The organism is Actinomycetospora sp. NBC_00405, from assembly GCF_036044095.1.
In the GTDB taxonomy this organism is placed as follows: Bacteria; Actinomycetota; Actinomycetes; order Mycobacteriales; family Pseudonocardiaceae; genus Actinomycetospora; species Actinomycetospora callitridis.
Map to the genome: position 1 here is coordinate 285,462 of NZ_CP107938.1, position 19,333 is coordinate 304,794.

Here is a 19,333-nt window from a genome sequence, read left to right on the forward strand (position 1 = left end):
GTTTCGGGACCACCGTTTCGGCCACCCGTACGCCGGGCACGGGAGCCACATGGCCGCGTGGACTCCTGCAGACATCGGAAACCAGACCGGACGGACATTCGTCGTCACCGGTGCGAACTCGGGCATCGGCCTCGAGGCGTCCCGTGCACTCGTCCGTGCCGGCGCCCACGTCGTCCTCGCGGTCCGGGACACCGAGAAGGGCACGCAGGCGGCCACGGAGATCGGCGTGGACGCCCCCGGCACCACCGAGGTCCGCCGGCTCGACCTCGCCGACCTGTCATCGGTGCGCTCCTTCGTCGCCGAGCTCGACGGACCCGTCGACGTGCTCATCAACAACGCCGGCCTCATGGCGATCCCGGAGCGGCGCACCGCCGACGGGTTCGAGATGCAGGTCGGCACGAACTTCCTCGGGCACTTCGCGCTGACTGGCCTGCTGCTCGACGTGATCACCGACCGCGTGGTGACGCTCTCGAGCGTCGCGCACCGGCTCGGCAGCATCGACCTGTCCGACCTCAACTGGCGCCGGCGCCGCTACCAGCGCTGGTTCGCCTACGGGCAGTCCAAGCTCGCCGACCTGATGTTCGCCTACGAGCTCGAGCACCGGTTCGTCGCGGCCGGCTCGCCGCTGCGGTCGATGGCCGCGCACCCCGGCTACAGCGCGACCAACCTGCAGAGCCGTACCGAGTCGGTGCAGGACGCCGCGATGGGCCTGATGAACAAGGTGATCGCGCAGGGGCCCGAGTCGGGCGCCCAGCCGACGCTCTACGCCGCGACGATGCCCGACCTGCCCGGCGGCACCTTCATCGGCCCGAGCGGGTTCCAGGAGATCGCGGGTCCGCCGGTGCCGGTGGGCTCGACGGTGGCGTCGCACGACCGCGAGGTCCAGGCGCGCCTGTGGGACCTCGCGTCCGAGCTCACGGGCGTCACGCCCCACATCCGGGCCGGGGCACGCTCCTGAGCACGCCCACCGCCGACGAGACGCCGCTGGGGGTCCTGCGGCGCTGCGTGGCGGACGACATCCCGCTCGCGCCCGTCCACGCCACCGTCCGGGCGCGGCTCCGCGCGATCGAGCCGGGACGGGCCGAAGCGGACATGCCGGCCCCGGACGGGGACGTCGACAGCGCACTCTGGCTGCTCGGCGACTTCGTCTCCGGGCTCGCGGTCACCAGCACGCTCGCGGCCGGCGAGCGGATCACCACGCTGCGCCTCACCCTGCACGTCGTCGCGCGGGACGCCGTCGCCGGGACCCTGCACGCCGTCGGGTGCCTCGACGAGCGCGATCCCGAGGTGGCGCTGAGCACCGCGGTGATCACCGATGACGACGGCCGGACGGTGGCGCGAGCCCACGGCCGCAACGCCGTACTCCGCGACGAGCAGGCCGCCGAGTACCGAACGGCGACCCCGGACTGGTCGCCGACCGCGCGGGCGCCCCACACGCTGGTGGGCGAGGGCGCGGCCCCCGACCCGGAGGCCGTGAACCACGCCGGCGTGGTGCAGGGCGGCGCGCTGGCCTCGCTGCCCGCCCGCGCCCTCGCCGACGTGCTCGGCGGGCCGCCCGACGAGGCGACGGCGACGTTCCTGCGCGCCGTCCCCGCCGACGGGCGCACCGTGCGCACCGAGGTCGAGGTCGAGCACGACGGGCGCCGCCTGCGCAGCGGGCGCGCGCTTCTGCGCGACGACCGCGACCGCACCGTGCTGACGATGACGGGCCTGCGCTACACCCCGGGCTGAGCCTCACGCGGGGTGACGAGGCTCCCAGTCCGGGAGTGCCCCGGTCCGTGATGAGGTGTCGCGGTGACCGTGACGGTGGTCGGCATCGGAGCCGAGGGGTGGCCGGGGTTGGGGGAGCCCGCCCGGGCCGCGCTCGAGGCCGCGGACGTGGTGCTCGGCGCCCCCCGTCAGCTCGCCCTGCTGCCCTCGCTGTCCGCGTCGCACGCCACCTGGCCCTCGCCGCTGGTGCCGGCGCTGCCCGGGCTGCTCGCCGAGCACGCCGGCCGGGCGCTCGTCGTGCTCGCCAGCGGCGATCCGACGTTCTACGGGATCGGGTCCACGGTGCTCGCCCACGACCCGACGGCGGCCGTCCACCCGGCGCCGTCGTCGCTCGCGCTGGCGTGCGGGCGCCTGGGCTGGGCCGCGCAGGACGTCGAGGTGCTCTCGACGGTCGGCCGGCCACCGGAGGCCGTCCGCGCCGCGCTGGCGCCCCGCCGGCGTCTGCTCGTGCTCGTGCCGGACGGCGACGCCCCGAAGACGCTGGCCGAGTCGCTCACGTCGTGGGGCTACGGGGCCGCGACGATGACGGTGCTCGGCTCCCTCGGCGGGCCGGGGGAGAGCCGGGTCGACGGCCACGCCGCGGGCTGGGTCCACCCGCCCGGAGACCCGCTGGCCGTGGTGGCCGTGACCTGCCCGGACCTCCCCGAGGACCCGCTGCTCGGACGCGCGCCGGGCCTGCCCGACGACGCGTACTCCCACGACGGTCAGCTCACGAAGACCGAGGTCCGGGCCCTGTCCGTCGCCGCGCTGCGCCCGGTGCCGGGCGCCCTGCTCTGGGACGTCGGCGGCGGGGCGGGCAGCGTCGGCATCGAGTGGATGCGCCACCACCCGGCGTGCCGGGCTCTGTCGGTCGAGGTGCGGGAGGATCGGGCGGCCCGCATCCGCGCGAACGCCGCAAGGCTCGGGGTGCCGGGGCTGCGCGTCGTCCTCGGACGGGCGCCGGACGTGCTCGCCGACCTCGAGACGCCGGACGCGGTGTTCGTCGGCGGCGGGGTGTCGGTGCCGGGGATGCTGGAGGCGGCCCACGGGTCGCTGCGTCCCGGCGGGCGGCTGGTGGCCAACGCCGTCACCGTCGAGGGCGAGGCGGCTCTCGCCGCGTTCCGCGCCGCGCACGGCGGCGCGCTGCGGCGGATCGGGATCCAGCGCGCCGAGCCCGTCGGCCGCTTCTCGGCGTGGCGTGCGCTGGCCGGCGTGACCCAGCTGATCCACCGGAAGGACCCCTCCGCGTGACCGTCCGCTTCGTCGGCGCCGGGCCGGGCGCGCCCGACCTCATCACCGTGCGCGGCCTGCGCGCCCTGGCCACCAGCCCGGTGTGCCTCTACGCGGGCTCCCTGGTGCCCGAGGAGCTGCTCGGGCAGTGCCCGCCGGGAGCGCACCGGGTCGACACCGCCCGCATGACGCTCGACGAGATCACCGCCGAGCTCGTCGCCGCGCACGAGGCGGGCCACGACGTCGCGCGCCTGTGCTCCGGGGACCCCTCGGTGTTCTCCGCGGTCGCCGAGCAGACCCGCCGCCTCGACGCCGCCGGCGTGCCGTGGGAGATCGTGCCGGGCGTCCCGGCCTTCGCCGCGGCGGCGGCCGCGCTGCGCACCGAGCTGACCGTGCCCGGCGTCGGCCAGTCCGTGGTGCTCACCCGGGACGCCGCCAACGCGACGCCGATGCCGACGGGGGAGTCGCTCGACGTGTGGGCCGCGGCCGGCGGGACGCTCGTGCTGCACCTGGCCGTGCAGCGGTGCGCCTCGGTGGTGGAAGCGCTCCTGAGGCACCGCCCGGCATCGGAGCCGGTCGCCGTCGTCGCGCGGGCGTCCCGGGACGACGAGGTGGTCCTGCGCGGCACGCTCGCCGACATCGCCGAGCAGGTCGCCGCGGCGGACGTCCGCCGGACCGCGGTGATCGTGGTGGGGGCGGTGGTCGGGACCTCCGGTGGCGACGAGTCGCACCTCTACTCGGCGACCCGCGCGCGGCCGTGAGGGGGCGGTTTTCGCGCGAAGGGCACCTTCGGCCGGATAGAGCGGCGAGGGGCGCCCTTCGCCGGAGCGTCGCGGGCCCTCGATGACGCGGCGGGTACTCGTGCTCGGGGGGACGGCGGAGGCGCGGGCGCTGGCGGCCGAGCTGGCCGCGCGGGGATTCGACGTCACCACGTCCCTCGCCGGCCGGACGCGTCACCCCCGGCTGCCCGCCGGCGAGGTCCGGACCGGCGGCTTCGGCGGGGTCGCCGGGCTGGCCGACGCGTTGGCGGACGTCGACGTGCTGGTCGACGCGACCCATCCCTTCGCGGCGACGATGACCGAGCACGCGGCGGCGGCGGCGTCGCTCGCCGGGACGCCGCTGATCGTCCTGCGTCGGCCCGGGTGGACCCAGGGACCGGGGGACCGCTGGACGCGGGTGCCGTCGCTGGCGGCGGCGGCTGCGGCCATCCCTGTCGGTGCGCGGGTCCTGCTCGCGACCGGCCGCCAGGGCGTCGGGGCGTTCGTGGACGTCGACGCGTGGTTCCTCGTGCGCGCGATCGAGGCGCCTGCGGTGCTGCCTCCACACGCCGAGCTCGTGCTGGCCCGCGGCCCCATCGCCCTCGACGACGAGCGCGCCCTGCTCGACCAGCATGCGATCACGGTCGTCGTGGCCAAGGACTCCGGCGGCGCCACGGAGGCCAAGCTCGTCGCGGCCCGCGAGCGGTCGCTGCCGGTGGTGCTCGTCGACCGCCCGCCCCTGCCGGAGGGCGTGACGGCGGTGAGCTCCGTCGATGAGGTGCTCGAGCGCCTGTGATCGACGGAAGAATACGGACACTCAACGTCTGCGGCGCCACGCCGCTGACATCTCGTCCTCAGCCCCACAACCCCACAGCCAGGACCGCGGCGACGACGAGGAGGACGGCGAGGTCCCGCCACCCCGGGCGCTGGTCCGGGCCGGCGACGGCGCCCAGGCCCCCGCGGGCGGTGATTGCCTCGCCCGTCTCGGCCGCCCGCCGGGTGGCCATCGCGCACGCCTGCATCGCCGCCCGCACGGCCGTGCGCACCTGCTCGCGCAGCGGGGTGACCGCGCGCCCGACCGGTTGGCGCTGGGCGATCAGGAGCCACGCCGTCCGACCCTCGGCGAGCAGCAGCGGCACCAGGCGCAGCCCGAGCGCGATCGCCGTCGTCGGCGTCCGCAACGGGATCCGCACGCGCCTCCCGAGCCGGGCCAGGCGCTCGAGCAGCGGCGGGAACGCACCGAGCGGGGTCGTCGCGATCAGCAGGGCCGCGCCGAGCAGCGAGACGAGCGTCGTGCCGAGGAAGAGCACGACGCGTTCGAGCCCGCCGAGGCTCAGCTCGGTGCCGAGGACGTCGACCAGCGGCGGGCGCGTGCCGATCGTCGACAGCACGATAGCCGGCAGCCAGAGCAGCAGCCAGCGGGGCGGGCGCGGCACGGCCCCGCGGGGCAGGCGCGCCGCGACGGCCCCGACGACCAGGAGCAGGGCGGCGGCGCCGAGGGTCGGCCAGGTGGGGTCGACGAACAGCGCCAGCGCCGTCGCGGCGAGCGCCGCGATCTTCGTGCCCACCCAGGTCCGGTGCAGCACCGACGGCCCCGGCAGCGTGCGCACCGCGCCGACGGCGCGGGGCCGGCGCTCCCGCTCGGACGAGGACGAGGACGAGGACGAGGTGCTCGACGGCCGCACGAGCTCCGGCGGCCCGTGCACCGCCCCGTCCTCGACGCGCAGGACCGCGTCGCCGAGGTCGGCCAGCGGCGCGATGTCGTGGGTGACCACCACGAGCGTGGTGCCCGCCGCCCGCGCCGCGCGCAGGGCCTCGCGCACCGCCGTCGCGGCGTCCGTGTCGAGGCCCGCCAGCGGCTCGTCGAGCACGAGCACCCGTGGCCCGGCGCCGAGCAGCCCCGCGAGCAGGACGCGGCGCTGCTCGCCGCCCGAGAGCTCGTCGACGGATCGGTCGCGGTAGATCGCCGGGTCGAGGCCCAGGGCGGCGAGGGTCGTGTCGGCGGTGCGCGGGCCGACGCCGGCGGCGTCCTCGACCTCCTCGCCCACGGTGGGGCGCAGCAGCGCGGGGCGGGCGTGCTGCACGGCCAGCAGCGCGCCGGCGCGGCCGTTGCGCAGCGGCGCGCCGTCGAGCGTCGCGGTGCCGCGCGCGGGGGTGGCGAGGCCGGCGAGCACCCACGCGAGGCTCGTCTTGCCCGCCCCGTTCGGGCCGGTGAGCAGCACCATCCGCCCGGCCGGGACGTCGAGGTCCACCCCGGAGAGCACGGGCCGACGCCACGGCGTGCCGGCGTCGTGGACGATGTCGACGCCCCGCAGGCGCAGCGACCCACCGGCCGGCGGGCGCGGCGGACCCCACGGCACCCCGCCGGCCCCCGGCGGCGCTGGCGCGCCCGGGAGCGCGAGCACGGTGTCGGCCTCGCCGGGGTCGTGGTGGGTGATGTGCAGGACCCCGACACCCTCGGTGCGTGTGAGGCTGCGGAGCAGGTCGGTGACCTCGGTGCGGCCCTCGGGGTCGAGCATCGCCGTGCTCTCGTCGCTGACGACGACGGCGGGGGAGCGCGCGAGCAGGGCCGCGACGGCGAGACGTTGCAGCTCGCCGCCCGAGAGCGTCGCCGTCTCGCGGTCGCCGGCACCCTCGAGACCGACCCGGGCGAGCAGCTCGTCGACCGGCACGGGGTGACCGGAGGGCAGGCCCCAGCGCAGGTCGTCGGCGACGCGCACGCCCAGCACCTGGCTGTCGGGGCGCTGGAACACCATCCCGGTGCCGCCGACGACGCCGAGCCCGGCCTCGCCGGGACGTTCGACCGTGCCCTCGGACGGTGGACGCCCTGCGACGACGCGCCCGAGCGTCGACTTGCCGGCCCCGTTCGGCCCGGTGACCACGACGAACCGGCCGGCGTCGAGGTCCAGGTCCACCGGAGGTCCCGACGGCAGCGCGACCCCGCGCAGGTGCAGCGGCAGCGGCGCCACCGGCGCGCCGGCGCGGGTGGTGGGCAGCCGGCCGGCGAGGTCGGTCGGCAGCAGGCGCTGCACCGAGCGCAGCGGCCGCGCGAGGATCCACGCCGCGACCGCCACCCCGAACAGGGTGCTGACGACCGCGATCGCGGGCAGCGTCACCCACCAGTAGTCGGTGATCGCCCGCACCGCGCGGTCCCCGGCCGCGACGACCTCGGGCAGCCCGCCGCGCAGCAGGCGGGCCAGGCCGCTCCACGAGGTGCGCAGCTGGTCGAGCACGAGCTCCCGGTACGCGGGAAACGCGGCGAGCAGCGCGGTACCGACCACCGAGGTGGGCACGGCGAGGGCGACGACGCCGGTGAGCGCGGTGCGCACCGTCGACCACCCGCGGCGCGCGCCGACGCCGACGAGCCAGCCCAGCGACGCCGCGGACGCCGCCGTGCCCGCCGGGCCGACGCCGGCGACGAGGAACGCGACGACCACGGCGACGAGCGCCCCGACCGGCCCCGCGCGCCCCGCCCGACGCGACGACAGCACGGCCAGCGGGAAGGCCGCGACGACCACGCCGATCGGGCCGACCGGGAACAGGCGGGTGAGCACGCACACGACGGCGACGAGATCACCGAGGGCGGCCGCCTCCGCGAGCTCGACCGCGTCGAGCGGCCGGCGGGGAGGGGACCGGCGGAAGCGCCGCATCTCACCCAGTATGCGGGTCAGCGCCCGCGACGAGCCGTCCGAGCAGCGTGCGCAGGCGCGCGCGGTCGGGCGCGTCCAAGGGATCGAGGAAACGGTCGTCGCACGCGGCGAGGGCCGCGGCGGCCCGGGCCCGCACCCGTTCGCCCTCGTCGGTCAGCGACACGAGGTCGGCGCGCCGGTTCCTACGGTGCCTCGGGCGCGGGAGCAACTGGTGGAGCTGCGTGCGCGTCGGTCAGCGTTGCGGCGACTCCATAAGCGTGCGTTGACGCTAACGAAAGCGAACGCTAACGTTAGCAATTCCGACAAAGCACGAGCAGGAGGTCACCATGGGCCAGCCGGTCGCGTTCTTCGAGATCACCAGCACCGCACCCGAGAAGGTCCGCGGGTTCTACACCGAGCTGTTCGGGTGGTCGGCGGAGCCCGACCCCGACATGGACGGCTACGCGATGGTCGACACCGGCGCCGGGCCGGACGCCATCGGCGGCGGCATCGGGCCGTCGCAGGCGCCGGGCGACACGGGCGTCAAGTTCTACGTCCGGGTCGACGACCTCGAGGCCGGCCTCGCCCGCGCCTCCGAGCTCGGCGCCGACACCCTCGCCCCGCCGATGGATCTGCCCGGCGGCTACGGGCGCATCGCCGTCGTGTCCGACCCCGACGGCAACCCCGTCGGGCTGTGGGCGTGAGCCCTGGCGAGGATCCTCGCGACCGCGCGCTGCGGGCGCTCGCCGAGCCGCGCCGGCGGGCGATCCTGCAGCTCGTGGCCCACGACGAGCTGGCCGCGGGGGAGATCGCGGCCGCCTTCGACGTGACCCGCCCGGCCGTCAGCCAGCACCTGACCGTGCTCAAGGAGGCCGGCCTGCTCACCGAGCGCCGCGAGGGCACGCGCCGGCTCTACGGTGCGCGCCCGGAGGGGCTCGCCGAGCTGCGGGAGATGCTCGACGACCTGTGGGGCTCGGCGCTCGACCGCGCGCGCCGGATCGTCGAGGCCGACCGGGGCGTCGCCGACGACCAGCACGAGGAGGAGACCGGATGAGCCCGCCCGACCACAGCGACGGCACCGTCACCCCGTTGCGCCGGCCGCCGATCCGCCAGTCGACGCTCGTGCGCTCGAGCCGCGAGCACACCTTCGGCATCTTCGTCGACACCATCGGCGACTGGTGGCCGCTGCAGCCCTACTCGCTGGGCGGCGAGCGTGTCCGCGCCGTCGGGTTCGACCGCCGCGAGGGCGGCCGGGTCCACGAGACCTGGGCCGACGGCACCGAGGTCACCTGGGGTCACCTGCTGGCCTGGCAGCCGCCCGAACGCTTCGTCATGACCTGGGAGGCCACCCCGGTCACCACCGAGGTCGAGCTGACCTTCCGCGCCCTGGGGCCCGCGTTGACCAAGGTCGACGTCGAGCACCGCGGCTGGGAGCAGCTGACCGCCGAGCAGTTCGCCGCCGCCACCACCGCGGGCGGCGGTTACTCCGCAGGCTGGGCCGCGATCCTCGCCGCCCTGGCCGCCGCCGCAGACCCCGAGAGGAGCTCGCCATGAGCCGTGTCCTGTTCCAGGTCGTCCACTTCCCGAAGCCGGAGCACCGCGACGACATGCTCGCCGCGATGGACGTCATCCGGGAGACGTCGGCGCACATCGACGGGCTCGACGAGATCGGGGCCTACGAGGAGCCCGACGGCTCGCGCATCGTCGCCGTGTCGATCTGGGCGTCGCCCGAGGCGATGCAGGCCGGCATGGGCGAGCTGTTCGCGTCCGTCGGCGGGCTCCCCCTCGAGCGGTGGGAGACCCGCCCCTACGAATCCGCGACGCTGACCCAGGTCGCCTGACACGATCGGGCCCGTGAGCGACGGCGACGAGCGGTGGCTGTGCCTGGGCGGGCGCCAGCACTCCTGGGTGGTGACGGGGTGGGCCGTCGCCGACGAGTCGATGGGCGCCAACGAGCTGTTCTGCGCGACGTGCGGGCAGCTGGTCGGGCGCGACCGGACCGACCAGGACTGGATCTGGGTCCCCCTCGCGGGCGACTGACCTACCCGTGCCGTCGCGGCGTGTAGACCGTGCCGGTGGCGGGCCACCGCGTGCTCGACGACCCGACGATGAGCAGGGTCCGCATGTCGACCTCGCCCGGCACGAGGTCGGCGAGGCGCACGACGCGCACCGACTCCTCCGGCCCGTCGACGTCACGGCCGACGATCACCGGCGTGGACGGGTCGCGGTACTTCAGCAGCAGGTCGCGGGCCGCCTCGACCTGCCAGGTCCGTGACCGCGAGCCCGGGTTGTAGAGGGCCATCGCCATGTCGGCGTCGGCGACGGCGGCGAGCCGGCGCTCGACGACCTCCCACGGCTTGAGCCGGTCGGAGAGCGAGATCATCGCGTAGTCGTGGCCCAGCGGGGCGCCGACCCGGGCGGCCACCGCCTGCGCCGCGGACACGCCGGGGACGACGCGGACCGGGACGTCGGGGTAGTCGTCGGCGGCGACCTCGACCACGGCCGACGCCATCGCGAACACCCCGGGGTCGCCGGACGACACGACGGCCACGCGGTGCCCGGAGCGGGCCAGGTCGAGGGCGAACGCGGCACGCTCGGACTCGACCTTGTTGTCCGAGGCGTGTACGCGCTGGCGGGGGTTCGGCGGGACCCGCGCGGTGTAGGTCGCGTAGCCGACGACGTCGTCGGCCCACGCGAGGGCAGCGGCCGCCTCGGGGGTCAGCCGGTCGCGCGCCCCCGGCCCCAGCCCCACGACGACGACCTCGCCGGGCGTCCGGCCGGCGATCACCTCGGCGGTCTCCGTCCGCGCGGCCGGGGTGGTGTCGGCGTGCACCCGCGAGGGCACAATGCCGACGGAGAAGTACGGCACCGTGCCCGGGTCGACGTCGGCGAGGGCCGCGGTGCGCTCGGTCTCGGTGGAGGCGCGCTCGACGTAGAACGCCTCGTCGAGGCGTCCCGAGGTCGCGAGGGCCGCGCGGACCCCGGTGAACGTGCGGCCGAGCTTCATCACCGCCGCGGCGTCGGTGTCGGCGAGGCGGGCCGCCAGCTCGTCGGGCGGCAGCGTCCCGGGCAGGACGGTGAGGACCTCGTCGCGCTCCACGAGCGGGCGTCCCAGCGACGCGGCGGCCGCGGACACCGAGGTCACGCCGGGCACGACCTCGGTGGGGAAGCGGTCGGCGAGGCGCTTGTGCAGGTGCATGTAGGAGCCGTAGAAGAACGGGTCGCCCTCGGCGATCACCACGACGTCGCGGCCGGCGTCGAGGTGGGCGGCCAGCCGGGCGGCGGCCTCGGCGTAGAAGGCGTCGAGGCGGCCCTGGTAGTCGTCGGTCTGCTCCGTGGTGACCGGGTAGGTCAGCTGCTCCTCGGTCTGCGTGCCGAGGTACTGCGCGACGATCGAGCGCGCGTGCGAGCGGCCGTGCCGCGCGCAGTGGTAGGCGACGACGTCGGCGCCGCGCACGAGGTCCACCGCCCGCACCGTCATGAGCGAGGGGTCGCCGGGGCCCACCCCGACGCCGTAGAGCCGTCCGGTCACTGAGCGACTCCCTGGGCGCAGCCCAGGGTGAGGGCGTTGACGGCGCCCACGGTCATCGCGGACCCGCCGCGGCGGCCGTGGACGACGACGTGCTCCAACGAGGCCGGATGCCCCACCAGCGCGGCCTTCGACTCCATCGCCCCGACGAACCCGACGGGCAGGCCGAGCACGACCGCGGGGCGCGGGGCGCCCTCCTCGATCATCTCGAGCAGCCGGAACAGCGCGGTCGGCGCGTTGCCGATGGCGACGACCGCGCCGTCGAGCAGGGGTCGCCACAGCTCGAGGGCGGCGGCGCTGCGGGTGGTGCCCATCGCGGCGGCGCGGGCCGGGACCTCGGGGGCGTTGAGCGTGCAGACGACCTCGTTGCCCGCGGGCAGGAAGCGCTGCGTGATGCCGCTCGCGACCATCATGGCGTCGCAGAGCACCGGAGCGCCGGCCTTCAGGGCGTCCTGCGCGGCGGCGACCGCACCGGGGGAGACCTCGGTGTCGGCGGCGAGGTCGACCATCCCGCACGAGTGGATCATGCGGATGACGACGTCGTGGGCGTCCCCGGGGAGGTGCGCGAGATCCGCCTCCGCGCGGATGATCGCGAACGACCGGCGATAGATCTCCGGGCCGTCGGCGACGTAGGAGGGGACAGCGGACCACTCCGTCGCTGCCGTTTGTGTGTGGCCGGCGCTCACGGGGACACCCTCCCTGCTCGGACGGTCGTGCGATAGGTGCCGCCGGGCGTGCCCTCGACCACGGCGACCGGACCGGCCGGCGTGCCGCACGCCCGCGAGCACCCGACCCAGTGCGCGTGCAGGAGCCCGCCGGCGCAGCCCGTGGCCACGGCGTGGGCGAGGTCGCCGCGGACGTCGGTGTGCGAGCGGGCGCAGCGCGGCGCGCCGACGCAGGCCGACAGGCTCGACCACGGCGACGGCCCGGTCTCGACGAGGTCCGCGAGTCGGCGGAGGGCGTCGTCGGGGTCGGCGAGCTCGCGCAGCACGACCGTGCGCCAGGGCGTGACGCGCAGGGTGGCCCCGGCGTCGGCGAGGTCGGCGAGCACCGCGGCGGTCGGTGCGTCGATCTCCCCGAGGCGGGGGAGCACCTCGGTGATCTCCGGGCCGGCGCCGTGTCGTGCGGTTACTGGCTGGTATCGCTCGCTCAGCGAGCGATACCAGCCAGTAACGCCCGGGCGGACCCTCTCGGGGCCCACCTCGGCCACGCGCCAGGCGCTGCCCCGGACCTCGAGGAACGCCTCGACCGCGGCGAGGGCGAGGGCGGCGGGGTCACCGGTGAGGTCGGTCGGGGTGCCGGCGAGCACGAGCGCTCCGTCGACCACCGTGACGTCCCCGTCGAGGGCGGCCACGTCGCCGGCGCCGTCGTCGAGCGCGACGAGCAGCCGGCCGGGCACCTCGGTGCGCCCGCGCAGGGCGTCGGCGACGGCACGGGCCGCGTCGTCGAGCAGCCCCGAGGGCGAGGCCACGACACTGCAGGGCACGTCGCGGCCCTGGGTGTCGAGCAGCGCGGCGTCCCCGCCGAGCGCACTGAGCGTCGCCGCGAGCCGGTCGGCGCCCTCCGCGGTCAGGCCGCGGACCTGCAGCGATCCCCGCGAGGTCAGCTCCAGCGGCGAGCCGCCGGTCGCGGCGGCGTCGGCGAGCACCCGGAGCTCCGCGCCGGTGACGGCGCCGCCGACGGGGCGGAAGCGCGCCAGGGCGCCGTCGGCGGCGTCGTGGCGTCGCCAGGCGCCCGGACAGGCGTCCGGCACGGTCCGCGGGGTCGTGCGCGGGTCCGTAGGCTCGGCGCCGTCACGTCGTCGGGAGTCGGGCATCGTCGACACAGTATCTAGTCAGATGCTCAGATGAGAGTGCCCGGCGACACGGACCTGCACCCCGGTGCCCGTGTCACGATGTCTGATCAGATGATGAGGCGTCCGAACTCCCGGGCGCCCGCCACCGACCCCCGGGAGCGCCGGTGCTGCTGCTGCTGTCGACGTCCGACACCGACCTGCGCTCGGCGCGGGCCAGCACCCCCGGGCAGGAGGGTGCCTGGCGCTGGGCGAACCCCGCCCGGGTCGCGGTGGAGGACCTCGAGGCCCTGCTCGAGGGCGTCGACCTCGTCGTCGTGCGCCTGCTCGGCGGGCGCCAGGCGTGGGAGGCGGGCCTCGACGCCCTGCTCGCGCCGTCGCAGCCCCGGCCGGTCGTCGTCCTCGGCGGCGAGCAGAGCCCGGACGCGCAGCTCATGGAGTCGTCGACCGTCCCCGTCGGCGTCGCCACCCAGGCGCACCTCTACCTCGCCCAGGGCGGGTCGGAGAACCTCACGCAGCTGCACCACTTCCTCTCCGACACCGTCCTGCTCACCGGCCACGGCTTCGACCCGCCGGCCGAGATGCCGAACTGGGGCCGGCTCGAGGGCTGGGACGCTGCCTCCGCCGAGGGAGCGAACGGGGAGTTTGCGCGCATAGAAGCAGCGAACAGCGCGTTCGCTGCGGACAAGGCCCGCCCCCGCGTCGCGATCGTCTACTACCGCGCGCACCACATGGCCGGGAACACCGCGTTCGTCGACGCCCTGTGCCGCGCGGTGGTCGACGCGGGCGGGGTGCCCGAGCCGGTGTTCTGCTCGTCGCTGCGCGCGCCGGAGGACGAGCTCGTCGCGGTGCTCCGGCAGGCCGACGTCCTGGTCACCACCGTGCTCGCGGCGGGCGGGTCCCGCCCGGCGTCGGCGAGCGCGGGCGAGGACGACGAGAGCTGGGACACCGGAGCGCTCGCGGCGCTCGACGTCCCGATCCTGCAGGCCCTGTGCCTGACGCGGTCCCGCGAGGACTGGCTCGGCGACGACGACGGCGTGAGCCCGCTCGACGCCGCGAACCAGGTGGCCGTGCCGGAGTTCGACGGGCGCGTCATCACCGTCCCGTTCTCCTTCAAGGAGACCGACGCCGACGGCCTGCCGGTCTACGTCGCCGACCCCGAGCGGGCGGCGCGCGTGGCCGGCCTCGCGGTGTCGCACGCGCGCCTGCGCCACGTCCCGAACGCCGACAAGCGCATCGCGCTGGTGCTCAGCGCCTACCCGACGAAGCACGCGCGGATCGGGAACGCGGTCGGTCTCGACACCCCGGCGTCGGTGGTGCGGCTGCTCGCCGCGATGCGGGAGTCCGGCTACACCATCGGCGACGTCCCCGGGCTGGACGTCCAGGACGGCGATCTCCTGATCCGCGCCCTCATCGACGCGGGCGGCTACGACCAGGACTGGCTCACCGAGGAGCAGCTCGCCGCGAACCCCGCGCGCGTGCCCGTCGACGAGTACACCGCGTGGTTCGCGACGTTGCCCGAGGACTTCCGCGCCGGCGTCGAGGAGCACTGGGGCACGGCACCCGGCTCGATGTTCCTCCATGAGGGCGCCATCACCGTCGCCGCGCTCCAGCGCGACAACGTCGTCGTGATGATGCAGCCGCCCCGCGGGTTCGGGGAGAACCCGATCGCGATCTACCACGACCCCGACCTGCCGCCCTCGCACCATTACCTCGCGGCCTACCGGTGGCTGCAGACGCAGTTCGGGGCGCACGCGCTGGTGCACGTCGGCAAGCACGGCAACCTCGAGTGGCTGCCGGGCAAGACCGCCGCGCTCTCGGCGTCCTGCGCGCCCGACCCGATCCTCGGGAACCTGCCGCTGGTCTACCCGTTCCTGGTCAACGACCCGGGCGAGGGCACGCAGGCCAAGCGCCGGGCGCACGCGACGCTCGTCGACCACCTCGTGCCGCCGATGGCGCGCGCCGAGTCGTACGGCGACCTCGCCCGGCTCGAGCAGCTGCTCGACGAGTACGCCTCGATCCAGGCGATGGACCCCGGCAAGATCACCGCGATCCGCGGGCAGATCTGGCAGCTGATCCAGGCCGCGAAGCTCGACAGCGACCTCGGCGTCTCCGACCAGCCCGACGACGAGCGCTTCGACGACTTCGTCATGCACCTCGACGGCTGGCTCTGCGAGATCAAGGACGCGCAGATCCGCGACGGCCTGCACGTGCTCGGCCAGGCGCCCGGCGGGCAGGAGCGCGTCGACATGGTGCTCGCGATCCTGCGCGCGCGGCAGCTGTGGTCGGGCACGAACTCGCTGCCCGGGCTGCGCGAGGCGCTGGGCATGGAGGAGGACGGGAGCACGTCGCGCGCCGACACCGACCGTTTCGAGGAGACCGCGCACTCGCTGGTGCTCGGCATGGAGAAGCAGGGCTGGGCGGATCCCCGGGGGGTCGGCGCAGTCGCCGCCGACGTCACCCTCGAGGTGCTGGGGACCGAGCACCCGGTCGTCACCGACATCCTGACCTTCGCCGCCACCGAGGTCGTCCCGCGACTGAACCGGACCACCGAGGAGATCACCGGGGTCCTGCACGCCCTCGACGGCGGGCACGTGAAGGCGGGGCCGAGCGGGTCGCCGCTGCGCGGGCTGGTCAACGTCCTGCCGACCGGGCGGAACTTCTACTCGATCGACCCGCGCGCGATCCCGTCGCGGCTGGCCTGGGAGACCGGGCAGATGCTCGCCGACTCCCTGCTCGAGCGGTACCGCGAGGACCACGAGGGCGAGTGGCCGACGAGCGTCGGCCTGTCGCTGTGGGGCACCGCGGCGATGCGCACGAGCGGCGACGACATCGCCGAGGCGCTCTCGCTGATGGGCGTCCGGCCGGTGTGGGACGAGGCGTCGCGCCGGGTCACGGGCCTCGAGGTGACGCCGACCGAGGAGCTCGGCCGGCCCCGCGTCGACGTCGTCCTGCGCATCTCCGGGTTCTTCCGCGACGCGTTCCCGCACGTCGTGGCGACGATGGACGACGCGGTGCAGCTGGTCGCGGGGCTCGAGGAGGCCGACGAGGACAACTTCGTCGCCGCTCACGCCCGGGCCGACGTCGCCGGCGGGTCGGACTGGCAGGCCGCGACGACGCGCATCTTCGGCTCGCCCCCCGGTGCCTACGGCGCGGGTCTGCTCCAGGCGATGGACTCGCGGGAGTGGCGCGGCGACGCCGACCTCGCCGAGATCTACACGACGTGGGGCGGGCACGCGTACGGGCGCGGGCGCCAGGGCGAGTCGGCGGTCGACGAGATGCGCGCGGCGTACCGGCGGATCGCGGTGGCGGCGAAGAACATCGACACCCGCGAGCACGACATCGCCGACTCCGACGACTACTACCAGTACCACGGCGGCATGATCGCGACGGTCCGCGCGCTGACCGGGGCCGCGCCGGCCGCGTACGTCGGCGACTCGACGCGGCCGGAGAACGTGAAGACCCGGTCGCTGATCGAGGAGACGGCGCGCGTCTTCCGCAGCCGCGTCGTCAACCCGCGCTGGATGGCCGCGATGCGCCGCCACGGCTACAAGGGCGCGTTCGAGATGGCCGCGACCGTCGACTACCTCTTCGGCTGGGACGCCACCGCGGGGACGGTGAGCGACTGGATGTACGGCTCGCTCACCGAGAACTACGTCCTCGACCCGGAGAACCGCGCGTTCCTGCGCGACGCCAACCCCTGGGCGCTGCACGGGATGGCCGAGCGCCTGCTGGAGGCCGTCGACCGCGGGCTCTGGGCCGAGCCCGACCCCGCGATGGTCGAGCAGCTGCGCGAGGCCTTCCTCGAGGCCGAGGGGGATGCCGAAGGTGCCTGACGGCGCGTGAGCAGCACCGATCGTCGGCCAACCGCAAGGTTCGTCCCCCGGAGGTGTGAAGGCCCGGCCCTACCGTGACGGGTCACGCCGCACCGACCGACGGGGGGTCGCGATGACCGAAGGCCGCACCACGCCGCAGCCGGACGCGGACGACACCGCGGACGACACCGCGGACGACACCGCGGACGACACCGCGGACGACACCGCGGACGACACCGCGGACGACACCCCGCACGACTCTGCGGACGACCCTGCGGACCTCGGCGGGCGCGAGCACCGTTCGCCGGGTCTGCAGGCCCAGCCGGAGTCGCCCCGGATCGTCCGTCGCCGGCGGATCGGCCTGCTCGCCGGCCTGGTCGCGGCGGTGCTGGTCTACCTGCTGCTGCCCGCGAGCCTGGCCTCCGAGGCGCGTCTGACCGCCGGGGTCGCGGTGCTCATGGGCGTCTGGTGGATGACCGAGGCCATCCCGATCCCGGCCACCGCCCTGCTGCCCCTCGTGATCTTCCCGGTGTTCGGCGGGCCCAGCGTGAGTGATGTCGGGGCCTCGTACGGCGACGACATCATCTTCCTGTTCATGGGCGGGTTCCTGCTGGCCCTGGCCATGCAGCGGTGGAACCTGCACCGGCGCATCGCCCTGGTGACGATCCGGGCGATGGGGACCGAGCCCACGATGCTCGTCGCCGGGTTCATGGTGGCGACGGCGTTCCTGAGCATGTGGGTCTCGAACACCGCGACCGCGGTGATGATGCTGCCGATCGGGATCTCGGTGCTGCTGCTCGTGCTCGACCCCGCCACCACGGGCCGGGGCGGCTCCGCCCCGGCCGGCGACACCCCCGACGACGAGAGCGCGCGCCGCACGGTCGTGCAGTCGACGTTCGGCACCGCGCTGATGCTCGGGATCGCCTACGCCGCCTCGATCGGCTCCCTGGCGACCATCATCGGCACCCCGCCCAACACGCTGCTGGTGGGCTACCTGGAGACCCAGGGCATCCAGATCGGGTTCGGCCAGTGGATGCTCGTGGGCCTGCCGCTCTCCGTGGTGTTCCTGGCCATCGCGTGGTTCGTGCTCACCAAGGTGCTGTTCAAGCCCGAGATCGACCGCATCCCCGGTGGGCGGGCGCTCATCGACCGCGAGCTCGAGCGGCTCGGCCCGCCCTCGAGCGGGGAGAAGCGGGTTCTCGCCGCGTTCGTGCTGGCCGCGCTGAGCTGGGTGGTCATCCCGCTGGTCTGGGAGAACCCGGCCATCAGCGACGCGGGCATCGCCATGACCGTCGGCGTCGTGCTCTTCCTCGCCCCGGCCGGTGCCGCGCTCGGCGTGCGGCTGCTCGACTGGAACAGCGCGCTGCAGCTGCCCTGGGGCGTGCTCCTGCTCTTCGGTGGCGGGCTCGCGCTCTCCGAGCAGTTCGACTCGAGCGGGCTCTCGCAGTGGATCGGTGAGCAGGCCGCGGGACTCGGGTTCATCCCGACCGCGCTGTTCGTGCTGCTGCTCGTGGCCGGGGTGCTGTTGCTCACCGAGCTGACCAGCAACACCGCGACGGCCGCGACGTTCCTGCCGCTCGTCGGCGGGGTCGCGATGGGCATCGGCACCCCGGTGCTGCTGCTGACCGCGCCCGTGGCCCTCGCCGCCACCTGCGCGTTCATGCTCCCGGTCGCCACCCCGCCCAACGCGATCGCCTACGGCTCGGGGTACGTGACGATCGGGCAGATGGTCCGCGGCGGGGTGTGGCTCAACCTCGTCGCCATCGTGCTGATCACGCTCACCGCGATGACGCTGCTGGTCGCGGTGTTCGGGATCGCCTACTGAGCCCGGAGTGCTCGCGGAGCGCGCTCAGACCCCCTCCGCCCACCGGATCAGCGCGATGGCGGCGACGACGAGGACGCCGCCCGCGACCTGGGTGGGCGTGGGCCGCTGGGACACCAGCCACCACGCGCCCAGCACGGCGAAGAGCACCTCGCTGAGCCCGACGAACGACGCCAGCCGGGACCCCAGCCGCCCGACGGCGGCGATCCCGGTGAGGTAGGCGAGCGTCGTCGACAGCGCGGCCACGAGCACGACGCCGACCCACCACGGCGCGGTCCACCCCGCGAGGGAGATCGGGGTCGTCGTCGCCGTGAGCGGCAGCAGACCGACGGCCCCGACGAGCACGACGACGGCGCTGCCGACGATCGCGCCTCCCGCGGTCAGCACGAGCGCGGGCGGGCCGTTCTCGTCGGAGGCGTCGGCGGACAGGCGGAAGTACGCCGCCAGACACACCGCGGCGGCCAGGCCCCACAGCACGCCGACGACGTCGAACTCCGCGCCGCGGGCGACGTCGAGGACGAGCACGAGACCCGCCACCGCCAGCCCCGCACCCAGCAGCGTCGCCGGTTTCGGACGCGCGCCGCCGCGTGCCCACATCCAGCCGAGCAGCAGCACCGGCGCGGTGTACTCGATGAGCAGCGCGACGCCCACCGAGAGGTGGTCGACGGCGTTGAAGTAGCAGACCTGCGCGCCGGCGAGGGGGACGATCCCGTAGACCACGACGGCGCGCAGGTGGCCGGCGCGCGGACGCCACCCGCGGACGAACACGAGCGCCAGCGGCACCCCGAGCAGGACCGCGGTGCCGGCCAGCCGGCCCAGCGCCACCGCGAGCGGCGACCAGCCGACCGCGAGCAACGCGGCCGCGAACGGCCCGGCGAGCCCGAAGGAGAACGCGGAGAGCAGCGCGATCGCCAGGCCGGACGCGGTGCGCGTCGGACGTCGGTCGGCTCCGGCGCGGCCCATGATCCCCAGATCAGAGCAGCACGATCACCGGCACGGCAAGGGCCGG

At 75.4% G+C, this 19,333-nt stretch carries 18 protein-coding genes; 12 read left to right on the top strand and 6 right to left on the bottom strand.

The annotated features are described in order from the left end of the window. The first annotated feature begins 49 nt into the window (after positions 1 to 49). The 5 genes from OG774_RS01410 (at position 50) to OG774_RS01430 (ending at position 4,533) form a co-directional block, all read left to right on the top strand. On the top strand, positions 50 to 958 hold the full coding sequence (locus tag OG774_RS01410) for an oxidoreductase (protein WP_328306160.1): 909 nt from the start codon (positions 50 to 52) through the stop codon (positions 956 to 958). Between the two features lie 47 nt (positions 959 to 1,005). Further along, positions 1,006 to 1,731, top strand: a complete 726-nt coding sequence (locus OG774_RS01415) for a PaaI family thioesterase (protein ID WP_328306161.1) — start codon at positions 1,006 to 1,008, stop codon at positions 1,729 to 1,731. Positions 1,732 to 1,794: 63 nt separating this feature from the next. Then, on the top strand, positions 1,795 to 3,000 hold the full coding sequence (gene cbiE, locus OG774_RS01420; RefSeq protein WP_328306162.1) for a precorrin-6y C5,15-methyltransferase (decarboxylating) subunit CbiE: 1,206 nt from the start codon (positions 1,795 to 1,797) through the stop codon (positions 2,998 to 3,000). Beyond that, on the top strand, positions 2,997 to 3,740 hold the full coding sequence (cobM, locus tag OG774_RS01425) for a precorrin-4 C(11)-methyltransferase (RefSeq protein ID WP_328306163.1): 744 nt from the start codon (positions 2,997 to 2,999) through the stop codon (positions 3,738 to 3,740). Before cbiE ends, cobM begins: the two co-directional genes overlap by 4 nt. Positions 3,741 to 3,822: 82 nt before the next feature. Next, positions 3,823 to 4,533 (top strand): cobalt-precorrin-6A reductase, encoded by a 711-nt coding sequence (locus OG774_RS01430; protein ID WP_328306164.1) that lies wholly within the window; start codon positions 3,823 to 3,825, stop codon positions 4,531 to 4,533. Between the two features lie 58 nt (positions 4,534 to 4,591). On the opposite strand, the gene OG774_RS01435 is transcribed toward OG774_RS01430, so the two are convergent. Together OG774_RS01435 and OG774_RS01440 are read right to left on the bottom strand one after the other, a co-directional pair. After that, a complete protein-coding gene (locus tag OG774_RS01435) occupies positions 4,592 to 7,387 on the bottom strand; it encodes a DUF2232 domain-containing protein (RefSeq protein WP_328306165.1) in 2,796 nt (931 codons plus the stop codon). Position 7,388: 1 nt separating this feature from the next. Continuing rightward, a complete protein-coding gene (locus OG774_RS01440; RefSeq protein ID WP_328306166.1) occupies positions 7,389 to 7,550 on the bottom strand; it encodes a hypothetical protein in 162 nt (53 codons plus the stop codon). Positions 7,551 to 7,713: 163 nt separating this feature from the next. Between OG774_RS01440 and OG774_RS01445 the strand changes: the two genes are divergently transcribed. The 5 genes from OG774_RS01445 to OG774_RS01465 are packed head-to-tail and all read left to right on the top strand — an operon-like array spanning position 7,714 to position 9,406. Next, on the top strand, positions 7,714 to 8,070 hold the full coding sequence (locus OG774_RS01445) for a VOC family protein (protein WP_328306167.1): 357 nt from the start codon (positions 7,714 to 7,716) through the stop codon (positions 8,068 to 8,070). Continuing rightward, positions 8,067 to 8,420, top strand: a complete 354-nt coding sequence (locus tag OG774_RS01450) for an ArsR/SmtB family transcription factor (RefSeq protein WP_328306168.1) — start codon at positions 8,067 to 8,069, stop codon at positions 8,418 to 8,420. The genes OG774_RS01445 and OG774_RS01450 overlap by 4 nt, the downstream gene beginning before the upstream one ends. After that, positions 8,417 to 8,920 carry an SRPBCC domain-containing protein gene (locus OG774_RS01455; RefSeq protein ID WP_328306169.1) on the top strand — a complete coding sequence of 168 codons (504 nt, stop codon included), beginning with the start codon at positions 8,417 to 8,419 and terminating at the stop codon, positions 8,918 to 8,920. The genes OG774_RS01450 and OG774_RS01455 overlap by 4 nt, the downstream gene beginning before the upstream one ends. Further along, entirely contained in the window at positions 8,917 to 9,207 is a 291-nt protein-coding gene (locus OG774_RS01460) for a hypothetical protein (protein WP_328306170.1), read from the top strand. The genes OG774_RS01455 and OG774_RS01460 overlap by 4 nt, the downstream gene beginning before the upstream one ends. A 13-nt stretch (positions 9,208 to 9,220) precedes the next feature. Further along, positions 9,221 to 9,406: a hypothetical protein gene (locus OG774_RS01465; RefSeq protein WP_328306171.1), complete on the top strand. Its 186-nt coding sequence runs from the start codon at positions 9,221 to 9,223 to the stop codon at positions 9,404 to 9,406. Between the two features lies 1 nt (position 9,407). On the opposite strand, the gene OG774_RS01470 is transcribed toward OG774_RS01465, so the two are convergent. Genes OG774_RS01470 through OG774_RS01480 form a run of 3 tightly spaced genes read right to left on the bottom strand, consistent with a single transcriptional unit; the run spans position 9,408 to position 12,711 of the window. Continuing rightward, positions 9,408 to 10,898 (bottom strand): precorrin-2 C(20)-methyltransferase, encoded by a 1,491-nt coding sequence (locus OG774_RS01470; protein WP_328306172.1) that lies wholly within the window; start codon positions 10,896 to 10,898, stop codon positions 9,408 to 9,410. After that, positions 10,895 to 11,581: a precorrin-8X methylmutase gene (locus tag OG774_RS01475; RefSeq protein ID WP_328306173.1), complete on the bottom strand. Its 687-nt coding sequence runs from the start codon at positions 11,579 to 11,581 to the stop codon at positions 10,895 to 10,897. Before OG774_RS01475 ends, OG774_RS01470 begins: the two co-directional genes overlap by 4 nt. Then, complete coding sequence (locus OG774_RS01480; protein ID WP_328306174.1) at positions 11,578 to 12,711, bottom strand: precorrin-3B synthase; 1,134 nt, start codon at positions 12,709 to 12,711, stop codon at positions 11,578 to 11,580. The genes OG774_RS01475 and OG774_RS01480 overlap by 4 nt, the downstream gene beginning before the upstream one ends. A gap of 143 nt (positions 12,712 to 12,854) precedes the next feature. Here OG774_RS01480 and cobN point away from each other — a divergent pair, with 143 nt between their 5' ends. Together cobN and OG774_RS01490 are read left to right on the top strand one after the other, a co-directional pair. After that, positions 12,855 to 16,523: a cobaltochelatase subunit CobN gene (cobN, locus tag OG774_RS01485; RefSeq protein WP_328306175.1), complete on the top strand. Its 3,669-nt coding sequence runs from the start codon at positions 12,855 to 12,857 to the stop codon at positions 16,521 to 16,523. Positions 16,524 to 16,635: 112 nt separating this feature from the next. After that, positions 16,636 to 18,327 carry an SLC13 family permease gene (locus tag OG774_RS01490; protein ID WP_328306176.1) on the top strand — a complete coding sequence of 564 codons (1,692 nt, stop codon included), beginning with the start codon at positions 16,636 to 16,638 and terminating at the stop codon, positions 18,325 to 18,327. Positions 18,328 to 18,351: 24 nt separating this feature from the next. Here the strand turns inward: OG774_RS01490 and OG774_RS01495 are convergent, their stop codons facing one another. Further along, positions 18,352 to 19,287 carry an EamA family transporter gene (locus OG774_RS01495; RefSeq protein WP_328306177.1) on the bottom strand — a complete coding sequence of 312 codons (936 nt, stop codon included), beginning with the start codon at positions 19,285 to 19,287 and terminating at the stop codon, positions 18,352 to 18,354. Positions 19,288 to 19,333: the final 46 nt, after the last annotated feature.